Source organism: Saccharopolyspora cebuensis, assembly GCF_039542665.1.
Lineage (GTDB): Bacteria > Actinomycetota > Actinomycetes > Mycobacteriales > Pseudonocardiaceae > Saccharopolyspora > Saccharopolyspora cebuensis.
The window spans coordinates 621,898-633,548 of the sequence record NZ_BAABII010000003.1; the positions used below are offsets into that span (position 1 = coordinate 621,898).

Genomic DNA, 11,651 nt, shown 5'->3' on the forward strand with positions numbered 1-11,651 from the left:
TCTTTCTCGGTCGGGTCAGGTCTTGGCGCGGGACAGCGCGGCCCCGTCGAGGGCGTCGGCGGAGCGCACCGCGTCCGGGCGCAGCAGGCGCTGCAACCGGGTCGGGGCGTCGATGCCGATGAGCAGCAGGACGACGAAGGTCAGCCCGAACGACAGGACCGCCAGCGAGGTGCCCAGGCTCATCGAGGCGCCGAGCGTGGCCCCGAGCGCGGGCGCCACCGCGCCGCCGAGGGCGCCGACGTTGTAGCTGAAGCCCAGGGCCGCGGCGCGCTGGTGCACGTCGAAGTACCCGCCGATCCACTTCGGCAGCAGCCCCGAGATGCCCTGGCCGAAGACCTGCTGCACGAACAGCAGCACCCCGAGCAGCAGCAGGCTGTCGCCGCCCACCGCGAACACCGGCAGCACGACGACCTGGGAGATCAGCAGGCTGATCCAGTACGCGCGGCGGGTGCCCAGCCAGTCACCGGTGAACCCGGCGACCCAGCAGCCCACGGCGGCGCCGAAGCCGGAGAAGAACAGCACGTTGGCGACCTCGGCGGGGTCGTAGCCCAGGTCGATCTTGAGGTAGGTCGGCAGCAGCGACTGGATGGGCCAGGAGTACAGGAACGCGGCGAACACGATCAGCATCACCATGATCCCGGTCGGCCAGCGCGGTCCGGCGAACTGGACGACGTAGGAGGTGAACACCGCAGCGCACACCAGCGCCAGCGCCGCGATCAGCCAGGTCCGGTCGACGATCGGGGTGAAGATGAGCACCAGCGCGAGGAAGGTGATCGCCGCGGTGGTGAAGTTCAGCGGCGCGCGCTTGCCGGTGAACAGGGTGCCGAGCACCGAGGGCGCGGCGTCGTCGGCCCCGGCTCGGTTCGCCTGCTCCCAGTCGTCGGATTCGGGCAGCGCGCGCCGCAGCCACAGCGCGACGGCGATCGGCAGGATGCCCAGCAGGAACAGCGCGCGCCAGCCGAACGCGGGGACCACGACGCTGTAGGTCATGGCCGCCACCACGGTGCCGATCGAGTACCCGGAGATCAGGAAGCCGCTGGCCTTGTTGCGCAGGTGGCGCGGCCAGCTCTCGATGACGTAGGTGGAGCTGGCGGTGTACTCGCCGGCCATGCCGAGGCCGATCAGCAGCCGCGCCACGAACAGCACGCCGTAGGACGGGGCCAGGCCGCAGGCCAGCGTGCCGACGGAGAACAGGACGATGCTGAGCACCATCGCCGACCGGCGCCCGTAGCGGTCGCCGAAGCCCCCGAGGGCCAGCCCGCCGGCCCACCGCGAGATGAACGCCGCCGAGACCAGCGTCGCGGCCTGCACGGTGGTCAGCCCGAACTCGGCGCTGATCTCGGTGAGCACGAGGGTGATGAGGATGAAGTCGAAGCCGTCGAGCAGGTAGCCGACCCACGCGGCGACGAACGCCTTCCACTGCTGCCTGCTGATCTGGCGGTACCAGGGGCCCGGTGGTCTCCCGCCCGCCTCCGGCCGCGCCGACGCCGATCTCATGGGCCGCACCTCCGCTCCGGGCTGCGCTGCCCGAGTCGCGTGTCCAAGACGTTGGACGTCCAACGTCCATTGGCGGATGAACATAAAGTAGGATCGGATCGCTGTAAAGACCGCAGGGGCACGACCGCCGTGGTCGGAGTCGCCGGGCGGAAGAGAGGCGGGAACACGTGCGGGCGGCGGAAACCGGTGCTTCGGAGCCCTACCCTTCGACGCCCTACTCCTCGACGCTGGGGCCGCTGTCGCGGCGGATCCTCGACCTCATCCGCGAACGCGGGCTGCGCTCGGGCGATCCGATGCCCACGGAGGTGGAGCTGATCGACGTGCTCGCGGTGTCCCGCAACAGCGTCCGCGAGGCCCTCCGGTCACTGCGCACCCTGGGCATCATCGAGGTCCGGCACGGGTACGGCACGGTCGTCGGCGAGCCGTCGCTGCACGTGCTCTCCCCGTCGCTGGTCTTCCGCACCGTCACCACCACCTCGGGCGTGCTCGACGAGCTGCGCAACCTGGTCGAGATCCGCGAACTCATCGAGACCGGCGTCGTCGAGCGGTTGGCGGGGACCGTGCCGGAGTCCACGTTGGACGCCCTCGACGAGCTCTGCGACACGATGGCCCGCTCGCCGCTGGACCCCGAGACCGACCGCGCGTTCCACCGCCGCCTCTACGCCGAGGTGGACAACCCGCTGGTCGGCCAGCTCATCGACGTCTTCTGGGACGCCTACCACGCGGGCGGGGCCGCCCTGGACGCGCCGAAGGGCAGCGAGACCGCGCAGACCCTCCGCAGGCACCGGGCGATCGTCGCGGCGCTGCGCTCCGGCGACGGCACCGCGGCGCGCTCGGCGATGACCGACCACTTCGCCGAGATCAAACGCCGCCTCGACGCCGCCTGCTCCGCCGCACCGTGACGCGGCGCCCCGTCACGCCCGGCGGCGGACGGGGGCGAGGATGAGGCCGGTCAGGGCGTCGGAGAGGAAGGTGCCGACGCCGTCCCAGGCGGGGGTGCGGTCGCGGACGTGGATGTCGGCCTCGTGGTCGGCGCAGACATGGGCGACGGTGAGGCCGGCGAGCTGGGCGCGCTTGCGGACCAGGGACGGGTCGAGGTGCCGGGTGGTCTCCATCAGCCGCCGGGACGCCTCCAGGATGTGCGGGGACCGGGACAGCTCCTCGGCGACCAGGTCGCGCCACGGCGGGTCGACCATGACCTGCAGCGTGAACCGCGCGTACCAGGTGGGGGCGCCCAGTTCGTCGAGCAGCGCGACGATCGGCAGGTTGAGCGAGTCGATGTGGTCCTGCGGGTCGGTCGAGCCTGCGGTGCGCTCCAGCATCCGCACCCGGTGCGGCTCGGTCTGCTCGTTGCGGTGGCGCACGATGGCGAGCACCAGGTCGGTCTTGCCGCCGAAGTGGTAGCCGACCGCGGAGTTGTTCGCGGTGCCCGCCTCGGCCGCCACGGTCCGGTTGGACACGGTGGTGATGCCCTGCTCGGCGTAGAGGCGTTCGGCGGTGCGCAGCAGCGCCTCGCGCGTCGTCCTCGCGGTCTCGTCGCTCACCGGTACATCCTCTCGCAGGTCGTGGCGTCGCCGTCGCCCGGTTCGCCGGGAATCGGGCGGGATCGCTATCCTCGGGTTTTAAGTCAGGTGACTTCGGCGTCGTCGCGGTCGGCGGCCGGTGTCCGAGCACCCCCGTCGAAAGGATCCGCATGTCCGACGAGTCCGCACTCCTGGAGCAGCTCGAATTCGACCCGGACGAGCTCCGCGCCCGCTACCGGGCCGAGCGCGACCGGCGGATCCGGCCCGACGGCAGCAAGCAGTACCACCGCGCCACCGGTGAGTTCGGCTACTACGTCGAGGACCCGCACGCCGATCCCGCCTTCACCCGCGAGCCGCTGCACGACACCGTCGAGGCGCTGGTCATCGGCGGCGGCTTCGGCGGTCTGCTCGCCGCCGCGCGGCTGCGCCAGGCCGGGCTCCGCGACATCCGCGTGGTGGAGAAGGCGAGCGACTTCGGCGGCACCTGGTACTGGAACCGCTACCCGGGCATCCACTGCGACATCGAGTCCTACGTCTACCTGCCGCTGCTGGAGGAGGTCGGCTTCGTGCCGTCCTGGAAGTACTCCCCCGGCGAGGAGATCCGGCAGCACGCGCGGGCCATCGGGCGCACCTTCGACCTCTACGGCCAGGCCTGCTTCCAGACCGAGGTCACCGGCCTCACCTGGGACGACGACGCCTGCGAGTGGGAGGTGGCCACCGACCGCGGCGATCTGGTGCGCGCCCGCTACGTGGTCATCTCCAGCGGGCCGTTCAGCCGGCCGAAGCTCCCCGGCATCCCCGGCATCGAGGACTTCCGGGGCCACACCTTCCACACCAGCCGCTGGGACTACGACTACACCGGCGGCGGCCCCGACGGCGGGCTGCACCGGCTCGCCGACAAGCGGGTCGCGCTGATCGGCACCGGGGCGACCGCGATCCAGGTGGTGCCGCACCTCGGCCGCGACGCCGGGCACCTCTCGGTGTTCCAGCGCACCCCGTCGCTGGTCGACGTGCGGGACAACCGCCCCACCGATCCGGAGTGGGCGGCCTCGCTGCCCCCGGGCTGGCACCGCCGCCGCCGGGACAACTTCCTCACCCTGGTCACCGGCGGGCAGGCCGAGGAGGACCTGGTCGCCGACCGCTGGACCAGCAGCGCGCGGTTCCTGCAGGACCTGATCCCCAACGGTGCCGGCCGGGAGCAGGGCCTGGCCGCCGAGATCGCCGACTTCCGCAAGATGAACGAGATCCGCGCGCGGGTGGACGAGATCGTCGCGGACCCGGCGACCGCCGAGGCGCTCAAGCCCTGGTACCGCTACATGTGCAAGCGGCCCACCTTCAGCGACACCTACCTGCAGACCTTCAACCGGCCCACCGTGTCGCTGGTCGACACCGGGGGCCGGGGCGTCGAGCGGATCACCGCGAACGCCCTGGTGGTCGACGGCGTGGAGCACGAGGTGGACTGCATCGTCTTCGCGACCGGCTTCGAGGTCGGCTCCTCGCTGTTCGACCGCACCGCCATGCGGATCGCCGGTCGCGGCGGCACCACCCTGCTGGAGCACTGGCAGCGGGGTCCGCGGACGCTGCACGGCTTCTACAGCCACGGCTTCCCGAACCTGTTCCACCTCGGCGCGATGCAGAACGCCTCGTCGGTGAACTTCGTGCACGTGCTCGACGAGCAGGCCGTCCACGTCGGGGAGGTCGTCGCCGAGGCCGAGAAGCGGCAGGCCGCGCGGGTCGAGCCCAGCGCCGAGGCCGAGCAGCGGTGGGTCGCGCGGATCGACGCCCAGGACACCAGCGCCCAGCACGCCTTCCACGCCGAGTGCACCCCGAGCTACTACAACAACGAGGGCGCCCCGACCGGCCGCTCCTTCCAGTATGCGGGCGGACCGGTCGAGTTCTACGACCTGGTGGCCCGCTGGCGCGCCGAGGGCGGCATGGACGAGGTGCTCGCGTGACCGCCGCGGCGAGCCGGTTCGGACGTCCCGTCCAGGCCGGGGTCACCCGGGTGACGCCGCCGAGCCGGCTGTGGGGTTCCAACGGCGTGGCGTTCGGCCCGGACGGGCGGCTGCACGTCGCCCAGTTCCTCGGCGGCCGGATCAGCGCCGTCGACCTGGCCTCCGGGGATGTCGAGGTCGTGGTGCCGGTGGACGGCCCGGTCCGGGCACCGGACGACCTCGCCTTCGGCGCGGACGGTTCGATGTACATCGCCGACCTCGTCCCGGGGAAGGTGTGGCGGCGGACCCCCGCGGGCGAGTTCTCGCTGGTCTCCGACGAGCTGATCGCGCCGAACGGCATCACCTGCGTCGGCGACCGGCTGTTCGTCAACGAGATGCGCCCCGGCGGTCGGCTGCTGGAGCTGACCGCGGCCGGTCCCGCGCTGCTGGCCGAGGAGCTGGCCTGGGGCAACGCGATGCAGCTCGGGCCGGACGGCCACCTGTACTACCCGCACATGATGACCGGGCAGGTGTGGCGGGTGCCGGTCGACGGCGGGGCGGCCGAGCTGGTCGCCGAGGACCTCCCGCAGCCGGTGGCGGTGCGGTTCGACCGGGCCGGGACGCTGGTCGTGCTGTCCTCCGGCGCCGCGGGCGCGGTGACCCGCATCGACCTGGACACCGGGGGCCGCTCGACGTTCGTCACCGGCATCACCGGGCTGGACAACGCGGCGTTCGACGCCGGGAACCGGATGTTCGCCTCCAGCTTCGCCAGCGGCGGCATCGCGGAGGTGCGCGTGGACGGGCGGTTCCAGGAGGTGGTGCCGCGCGGGTTCAACGGCCCGTTCGGCGTGGCGGTGGACCGGGGCGGCGCGGTGCACGTCGCCGACCACTTCAGCCTCGCGCGGCTCGGCGAGGAGGTGACCCGCGAGCTGCTGGTCTTCTCCCGCGGGGTGGCGACCGAGGCGGAGCTGCTGCACGTGACCACCGGGCGCGGGGAGGTCCGCAGCCACGACCCGGCCACCGGGACGAACCGGGTCCGGGCCACCGACCTGCGGGAACCCACCGGCATCGCGGTCGCCCCGGACGGCGCGCTGGTGGTCGCCGAGACGGGGGCGGGCCGGGTGCTGCGGATCGACTCCGCGGACGCGGTGTCGGTGCTCGCGGAGGGCCTCGGCGGGCCCGTCGACGTGGCCCTCGACGCCGACGGCCGCTGCTACGCCGCCGACGAGGCCACCGGTGCGGTGCTGCGGCTCGACGCCGAACCCGTGGTGGTCGCCGACGGGCTCGACGCGCCGCACGGCCTGGTGGTGCGCGGCGGCGAGCTGGTCGTGGTGGAGACCGGGCGGCGCAGGCTGCGCGCGATCCCGCTCGACGGCGGCCCGGCGCGGACGGTGGTCGAGGACCTGCCGGTCGGACCGCCGCCCGGCACCTCGCCCCCCGAGCCGGACCCGTCGTCGGGCGTGACGATGCAGCCGCGCGCGTTCGCCGGTCTGGCGCTGGACCCGTCGGGCGACCTGCTCGTCGCCGCCGACGGGGAGGGCAGCGTGCTGCGCGTGCCGCGCTGACCGCCCGGGGAGCGCGGGTTCCGCCGCGCTCCCCCGGTCACGGCAGCCGCAGCGGCTCCCGGGCCGGCCGGGAGAGGCCCTGGTCGGTGGCGGCGGGGTCGAACGGCTCCCCGCCGAGCCGGTCGAGGTAGTCGTCGTGGTCGGGGTGCGCCGGGTGCACGACCTCGATCCGGAAGACCTCCGCGTTCGCCGTCACCCTTCCCGCCACCACGCCACCGTGCTGCCAGCGGCGACCGGCCGCGCCGCCTCACGCCAGTCCGGCGTCGTGGGTGATGATCGCGACCTGGGTGCGGTTGGCGGCGTCGAGCTTGGCCATGATCCGGCTCAGGTGCACCTTCACCGTGGATTGGCTCATGAACAGGTCGCTCGCGATCTCGGCGTTGCTGTGGCCCTGGGCGACGGCGACCGCCACCTCGCGCTCGCGGGCCGTCAGCTCCGCCACCCGCGATCGGGCCTGCGGCGCGGCGGTACTGGCGGAGAAGGTGGCCAGCAGCTTGGTGGTGATGCGCGGGGAGAGCATCGCCTCGCCGCGCGCCACGACGTGCACCGCGTTCGCCAGCTCGCGCGGCGGGGTGTCCTTGAGCAGGAAACCCGCCGCGCCGTGCTGGAGCGCGGCGTAGACGTACTCGTCGAGGTCGAACGTGGTGAGCACCGCGATCGCCGGTGGCTCGGGCAGCGCGGCGAGCCGCCGGGTGACCTCCAGGCCGCCGACGCGCGGCATCTGGATGTCGGTCAGCACCACGTCCGGGCGGTGCTTGGTCACCAGGTCCACCGCCACCGAGCCGTCGCCGCCCTCCGCGACCACCTCGATGTCCGGATCGGCGTCGAGGATCAATCTGATGCCGCCGCGCACCAGTTCCTCGTCGTCCAGCAGGACCACCTTGACGGCCACGCCATCACCTCATCCGAGCGCCGGGAACACCGCCCGCACACGGTATCCGCCGTCCTCGGTGCGCCCGGCGCGCAGTGCCCCTCCGGCCAGCGTCACGCGTTCCCGCATCCCGATCAGGCCGTAGCCGGAACCCGGGACGGCCTCGGTCCCGTCGTCGCGCCCGGGACCGTTGGTCACGGTCACCTCCACGTCGTCGTCGGCGGTGATGTCGACGCGCACCGGGGCGCCCGGGGCGTGCTTGCCCGCGTTGGTCAGCGCTTCCTGCACCACGCGGTAGGCGGCCCGCCCGACCTCGGTGGAGGTCTCGGGCATCGGGTCGGGCCGGGTCAGCCGGACGTCGGCGCCCGCGGCCGCGGCGTCCTCGACCAGGCTCGCGATGCCCTCGGCGGAGGCGTCGTCGGCGAGGTCCCCGGTCGCCTCGTGGCCGTCGTCGCGCAACACCTGCAACATGCTGCGCAGCTCGGTGAGCGCCGTGGCGCTGGTGCTGCGGATGACCTCGGCGACCTCGCCGGTGCGCTCGTCCGGGGCGGTCATGGTGAGCGCCCCGGCCTGGAGGGTGATCACGCTGCACCGGTGGGCGACCACGTCGTGCATCTCCCGGGCGATGCGCCTGCGCTCGGCGGTGACGGCCCGTTCGGCCAGCAGGTCCCGCTCGCGCTCGGCCTGCTCGGCGCGTTCCCGCAGGCTGGCCAGCAACTGCTTGCGCTGGAACACCCACAGGCCCAGCAGCAGCGGGAACGCGGTGATGAGCAGCAGGCCGAGCACGACGGGCACGACGTCCATCGGTTCCAGGTTCTTCGCGCCCAGCATGGAGGCGCCGAAGGCCACCGCGTAGGCCGCCCAGAGCTGCACCGACGGCCCGCGGTACCGGGCCATCGTGTACACCGCGACGAAGACGGCCGGGCCGGGGTCGCTGACGATCGACAGCGGCACCAGCAACGCGATCGGCACCCACGGGAACCGCCTGCGCACGAGGAACGCGGCGAGCACCACGAGGATCTGCGCGGCGTTGCCGACCACCGAGTCGGTGGGGATGCCCCAGTCCCCGGTGGGGATGCAGAGGAACGCCACCGCGAGGTCGAACAGCAGGGACCGGATCCGGCCGTCCCACCAGGACAGCCATCGCCGTCGGGACTTCAGGAAACGCACGGCCCCACGGTAGTGCTCCTCCACGCCGCCTCCTGGCAGAGCCCGGTACCCGTGGCCGGGACCGGACGTGTCGTGCGCGTTCGCGCGCTGCGGTGGGCCGGGAACGGCCCGCTTGCCCCGCCATGGTCGGCCGGGCGGTGCCCCGGGCGCGTCCGGAATCCGGCCGGTGCGCCCTAAGACTTTCGGCCAAGTCGGCCCGAGCGGGAAGGGTGACGTGCGGTCGGGGCCCGCGGGGCAGGATGGAACGCGTCGGGGCCGGAGGGTTCCGATGTGGACTGACGAGAGGACAGTGGGAACGATGTCGATGCTGCTCGCGCACGGCGGCGCCGCCGCGGAGGCCGGGGGCCAGATCTTCGGGATGGCGCTCCTCGGCGCGCTCGCGCTGGGGCTGCTCGCCTACGCGGTGCTGTTCATCGCGGCGCTGATCAGCATCGTGGCTTCCCCGCACGGGATGGGGATGAAGGTGGTGTGGATCGTCTTCGCCTTCATCGCCCCGTTCATCGGGAGCGTCCTGTGGTTCGCCCTCGGCAGGCGGGACGCCTTCCGGACGGCCTGACCGATCGGCCGAGGCCGGACGTCGCCACCTGGCCGGAAGTACGAGACCGAACCCGGCCCCGCGGCTGAGGCGGGGCGCGGGGTGACCCGCATACGGTCGGCAGCACCGAATCGCACGACGGTCGGCGTCCGAGGCGCGCCGCCGCGGAACGCTTTTTCGCACGCAATTCAGGAGGACGACATGATGGTGGACTTACCGAGCAGCGGTCCTTCCCGGCACCGGTCGCCCCGCGGCGGTCGGCACCGGTCGTGGCTGTACGGCCTGCTGGGTGCGTTCGCGCTCACCGGGGCGCTGGTGCCCACGGCCGCGGCGGACGTCGGGGCGAAGATCATCGGCGGGGACGACGCCACCGAGCCGTACCCGTTCATGGTGTCCCTGCAGCAGGCGAGCAACGGGATGCACTTCTGCGGCGGCTCCCTGGTGGACGACGAGTGGGTCGTCACCGCCGCGCACTGCGCGGCCGGCTGGGCGCCCGGCGACATCACGACCCGCATCGGCAGCAACGACCGCTCCAGCGGCGGCACGGTGACCGGCGTCAGCGAGATCGTGGTGCACCCGGAATACAGCACGTCGCCGTTCCACGCGGACATCGCGGTGCTGAAGCTCGACCGGCCGGTCGAGCACGAGCCGATCGCGATCGCCGAGGAGACGGGGCCGGTCGGCACCCCCACCCGCGTCCTCGGCTGGGGGACGACCTGCGAGAACGGCGCGGAGTGCCCGGAACCGCCGGAACGGCTCCAGCAGCTCGACACCGAGCTCGTCGCCGACGAGAACTGCACCACGGACTTCGACGGGGCGACCGAGCTGTGCACCGACAGCCCGCGGGAGAACGCCCAGGCCTGCTACGGCGACTCCGGCGGGCCGCAGCTCCAGGGCAGGCCCGGCCAGTGGGAGCTGATCGGCGCTACCAGCGGCGACGGTGACGACAACCCGATCTGCGCCACCGGGCCCGGGATCTGGACCGACGTGACCGCCTACGCCGACTGGATCGAGCAGCACGTGGCGGCCTGACCCGGCGACGGACGCCGCGCCACCTCCCGGGTCAGTCGATCCGGGAGGTGGCCCCCACCGCACCGACCGGCGGTGTCCCGGGGGTCGTCGACAAGCGCGTCGACGACCCCCGGGACACCACCGGCGTTGCGGTACAGCTCCCGCTTGCGCCACAGCTCGGCCCGGGTCCGCCCGGTCGGTCAACGTGAGCACCGAGCACGGGCGACCGTCCACCCGGGAGTCCGCGACCGTGACGGGGGCCCGCCCCGCGCGGCAGTCAGCGCCGCGCGGGGCCGGGTCACCGCTCGTGGTCGCCGTTCCCGTGGCTCTTGCTCTCGTGGTCCCTGCCCCCGTGGTCCCTGCCCCCGTGGTCCCTGCCCCCGTGGTCACCGTGCCCGTCCCCACCGGGTGCGGCGGCGTCCGGGGGCGGGCCGGTGCTGCTGCGCACGGCGAGGGTGGGCGCGAGCACGATCGCCTCGGTGTCCGTCCGCCCGTCGTCGAGCCGCTCGGCCGCGGCCCGCACGGCGCGTTCGGCCATCGCGGTGGCGTCCTGGCGAACGGAGGTGAGGGACAGGAACGACAACCGGGCGGTCCTGCTGTCGTCGTAGCCGACCACCGAGAGGTCCTCGGGGGCGTGGACCCCGGAGCGCACGAGGGTCTCCAGCAGGCCGCAGGCGCAGAGGTCGTTGCCCGCCACCACGGCGGTGGGCAGCGTCGGCTCGGCGAGCAGCGTCCGCGCCGCGCGGGCGCCGGACTCCTCGGTGTAGTCGCCGGGGAGCACCCGGAGGTGCGCGCCGAGACCGCGCGCCCGCATCTCCCGCAGGTAGGCCTGCCGCCGCTCGGCCGCGCCGGGGAGCTCACCACCGTCGACGTGCACGATCTCGCGGTGCCCGAGCTCGACGAGGTGGTCCACGGCGAGCCGGATGCCCTCGGAGTCGGAGGTGCGGACGCTGTCGGCGCCCGCCGCTCCGGTGCGCTGCCCGATCTCCACCACCGGTACCTGCTGGGACACCGTGGCCAGGTGCGCGGGTGCCTCGGCGGACAGGCCGATCAGGATGAGCGCCTCGCACCGGAGACCGAGCAACTCGTCGATCGCCTCGCGGACACCGCGGCTGGGCAGCATCGCGCTGAGCACGATGCTGTAGTCCAGGCGCGCGGCGGCCGGGTAGAGCGCCTCGACCAGGTGCGGGTCGAGCGAGTGCTCCATGGTGAACAGCACCCCGAGCTGTCGGGTGCGGGCGCGGCGCAGCAGCCGGGCGGCGGTGTCGGCGTGGTAGTCGAGGTCCTCGGCGGCGCGCAGGATGCGGTCGCGGGTGCCCGCGTTCGGGCCAGGTCGGCCGGCCAGCACCAGGGAGACGAGCTGGCGGGACACCCCGACGCGCGCGGCGACGTCGGCCATCGTCGGGCGCTTGCCCCGAACCGGCCCCTCGCGCTCCGGCGCCTCGCGGTCGGGCGCCTGGCGGTCTGGGGGCGGGCCGTCCGATCGCGCGCCGCCCGGTCGCGCGGGGTCCGGACCTCCCGGCGGACTCGACATCTACGTCCCTC

At 73.5% G+C, this 11,651-nt stretch carries 11 protein-coding genes; 5 read left to right on the forward strand and 6 right to left on the reverse strand.

All coding sequences use genetic code 11. The features are described from left to right. Nucleotides 1–15: 15 nt before the first annotated feature. Nucleotides 16–1,497 (reverse strand): MFS transporter, encoded by a 1,482-nt coding sequence (locus ABD976_RS05565; protein ID WP_345358130.1) that lies wholly within the window; start codon nt 1,495–1,497, stop codon nt 16–18. 167 nt (nt 1,498–1,664) lie between these two features. Here ABD976_RS05565 and ABD976_RS05570 point away from each other — a divergent pair, with 167 nt between their 5' ends. Beyond that, nucleotides 1,665–2,399: a FadR/GntR family transcriptional regulator gene (locus ABD976_RS05570; protein ID WP_345358133.1), complete on the forward strand. Its 735-nt coding sequence runs from the start codon at nt 1,665–1,667 to the stop codon at nt 2,397–2,399. Between the two features lie 12 nt (nt 2,400–2,411). Here ABD976_RS05570 and ABD976_RS05575 read toward each other — a convergent pair whose 3' ends face one another. Continuing rightward, nucleotides 2,412–3,041: a TetR/AcrR family transcriptional regulator gene (locus tag ABD976_RS05575; protein ID WP_345358135.1), complete on the reverse strand. Its 630-nt coding sequence runs from the start codon at nt 3,039–3,041 to the stop codon at nt 2,412–2,414. Nucleotides 3,042–3,190: 149 nt separating this feature from the next. Here ABD976_RS05575 and ABD976_RS05580 point away from each other — a divergent pair, with 149 nt between their 5' ends. Both ABD976_RS05580 and ABD976_RS05585 read left to right on the forward strand, forming a co-directional pair. Beyond that, complete coding sequence (locus ABD976_RS05580) at nt 3,191–4,975, forward strand: flavin-containing monooxygenase (protein ID WP_345358137.1); 1,785 nt, start codon at nt 3,191–3,193, stop codon at nt 4,973–4,975. Then, on the forward strand, nt 4,972–6,519 hold the full coding sequence (locus tag ABD976_RS05585) for a hypothetical protein (protein WP_345358139.1): 1,548 nt from the start codon (nt 4,972–4,974) through the stop codon (nt 6,517–6,519). Before ABD976_RS05580 ends, ABD976_RS05585 begins: the two co-directional genes overlap by 4 nt. A 37-nt stretch (nt 6,520–6,556) precedes the next feature. Here the strand turns inward: ABD976_RS05585 and ABD976_RS05590 are convergent, their stop codons facing one another. Genes ABD976_RS05590 through ABD976_RS05600 form a run of 3 tightly spaced genes read right to left on the reverse strand, consistent with a single transcriptional unit; the run spans nt 6,557 to nt 8,560 of the window. Beyond that, nucleotides 6,557–6,715, reverse strand: coding sequence for a hypothetical protein (locus tag ABD976_RS05590; RefSeq protein WP_345358140.1), 159 nt, complete (start codon nt 6,713–6,715; stop codon nt 6,557–6,559). Between the two features lie 51 nt (nt 6,716–6,766). Then, a complete protein-coding gene (locus ABD976_RS05595; RefSeq protein WP_345358142.1) occupies nt 6,767–7,411 on the reverse strand; it encodes a response regulator in 645 nt (214 codons plus the stop codon). Nucleotides 7,412–7,420: 9 nt separating this feature from the next. Continuing rightward, on the reverse strand, nt 7,421–8,560 hold the full coding sequence (locus tag ABD976_RS05600) for a sensor histidine kinase (protein WP_345358144.1): 1,140 nt from the start codon (nt 8,558–8,560) through the stop codon (nt 7,421–7,423). A gap of 298 nt (nt 8,561–8,858) precedes the next feature. Here ABD976_RS05600 and ABD976_RS05605 point away from each other — a divergent pair, with 298 nt between their 5' ends. Together ABD976_RS05605 and ABD976_RS05610 are read left to right on the forward strand one after the other, a co-directional pair. Beyond that, nucleotides 8,859–9,116: a PLDc N-terminal domain-containing protein gene (locus ABD976_RS05605; protein ID WP_345358147.1), complete on the forward strand. Its 258-nt coding sequence runs from the start codon at nt 8,859–8,861 to the stop codon at nt 9,114–9,116. 180 nt (nt 9,117–9,296) lie between these two features. Beyond that, entirely contained in the window at nt 9,297–10,127 is an 831-nt protein-coding gene (locus ABD976_RS05610) for a S1 family peptidase (RefSeq protein ID WP_345358150.1), read from the forward strand. Between the two features lie 277 nt (nt 10,128–10,404). Here ABD976_RS05610 and ABD976_RS05615 read toward each other — a convergent pair whose 3' ends face one another. Beyond that, nucleotides 10,405–11,640 carry a LacI family DNA-binding transcriptional regulator gene (locus ABD976_RS05615; protein ID WP_345358153.1) on the reverse strand — a complete coding sequence of 412 codons (1,236 nt, stop codon included), beginning with the start codon at nt 11,638–11,640 and terminating at the stop codon, nt 10,405–10,407. Nucleotides 11,641–11,651: the final 11 nt, after the last annotated feature.

What these genes read in the sequence shown, in the direction of transcription:
- ABD976_RS05605 (WP_345358147.1), top strand. Translation starts at nt 8,859, where the DNA reads ATGTCGATGCTGCTCGCGCACGGCGGCGCCGCCGCGGAGGCCGGGGGC.
- ABD976_RS05610 (WP_345358150.1), top strand. Translation starts at nt 9,297, where the DNA reads ATGATGGTGGACTTACCGAGCAGCGGTCCTTCCCGGCACCGGTCGCCC.
- ABD976_RS05565 (WP_345358130.1), bottom strand. Translation starts at nt 1,497, where the DNA reads ATGAGATCGGCGTCGGCGCGGCCGGAGGCGGGCGGGAGACCACCGGGC.
- ABD976_RS05615 (WP_345358153.1), bottom strand. Translation starts at nt 11,640, where the DNA reads ATGTCGAGTCCGCCGGGAGGTCCGGACCCCGCGCGACCGGGCGGCGCG.
- ABD976_RS05580 (WP_345358137.1), top strand. Translation starts at nt 3,191, where the DNA reads ATGTCCGACGAGTCCGCACTCCTGGAGCAGCTCGAATTCGACCCGGAC.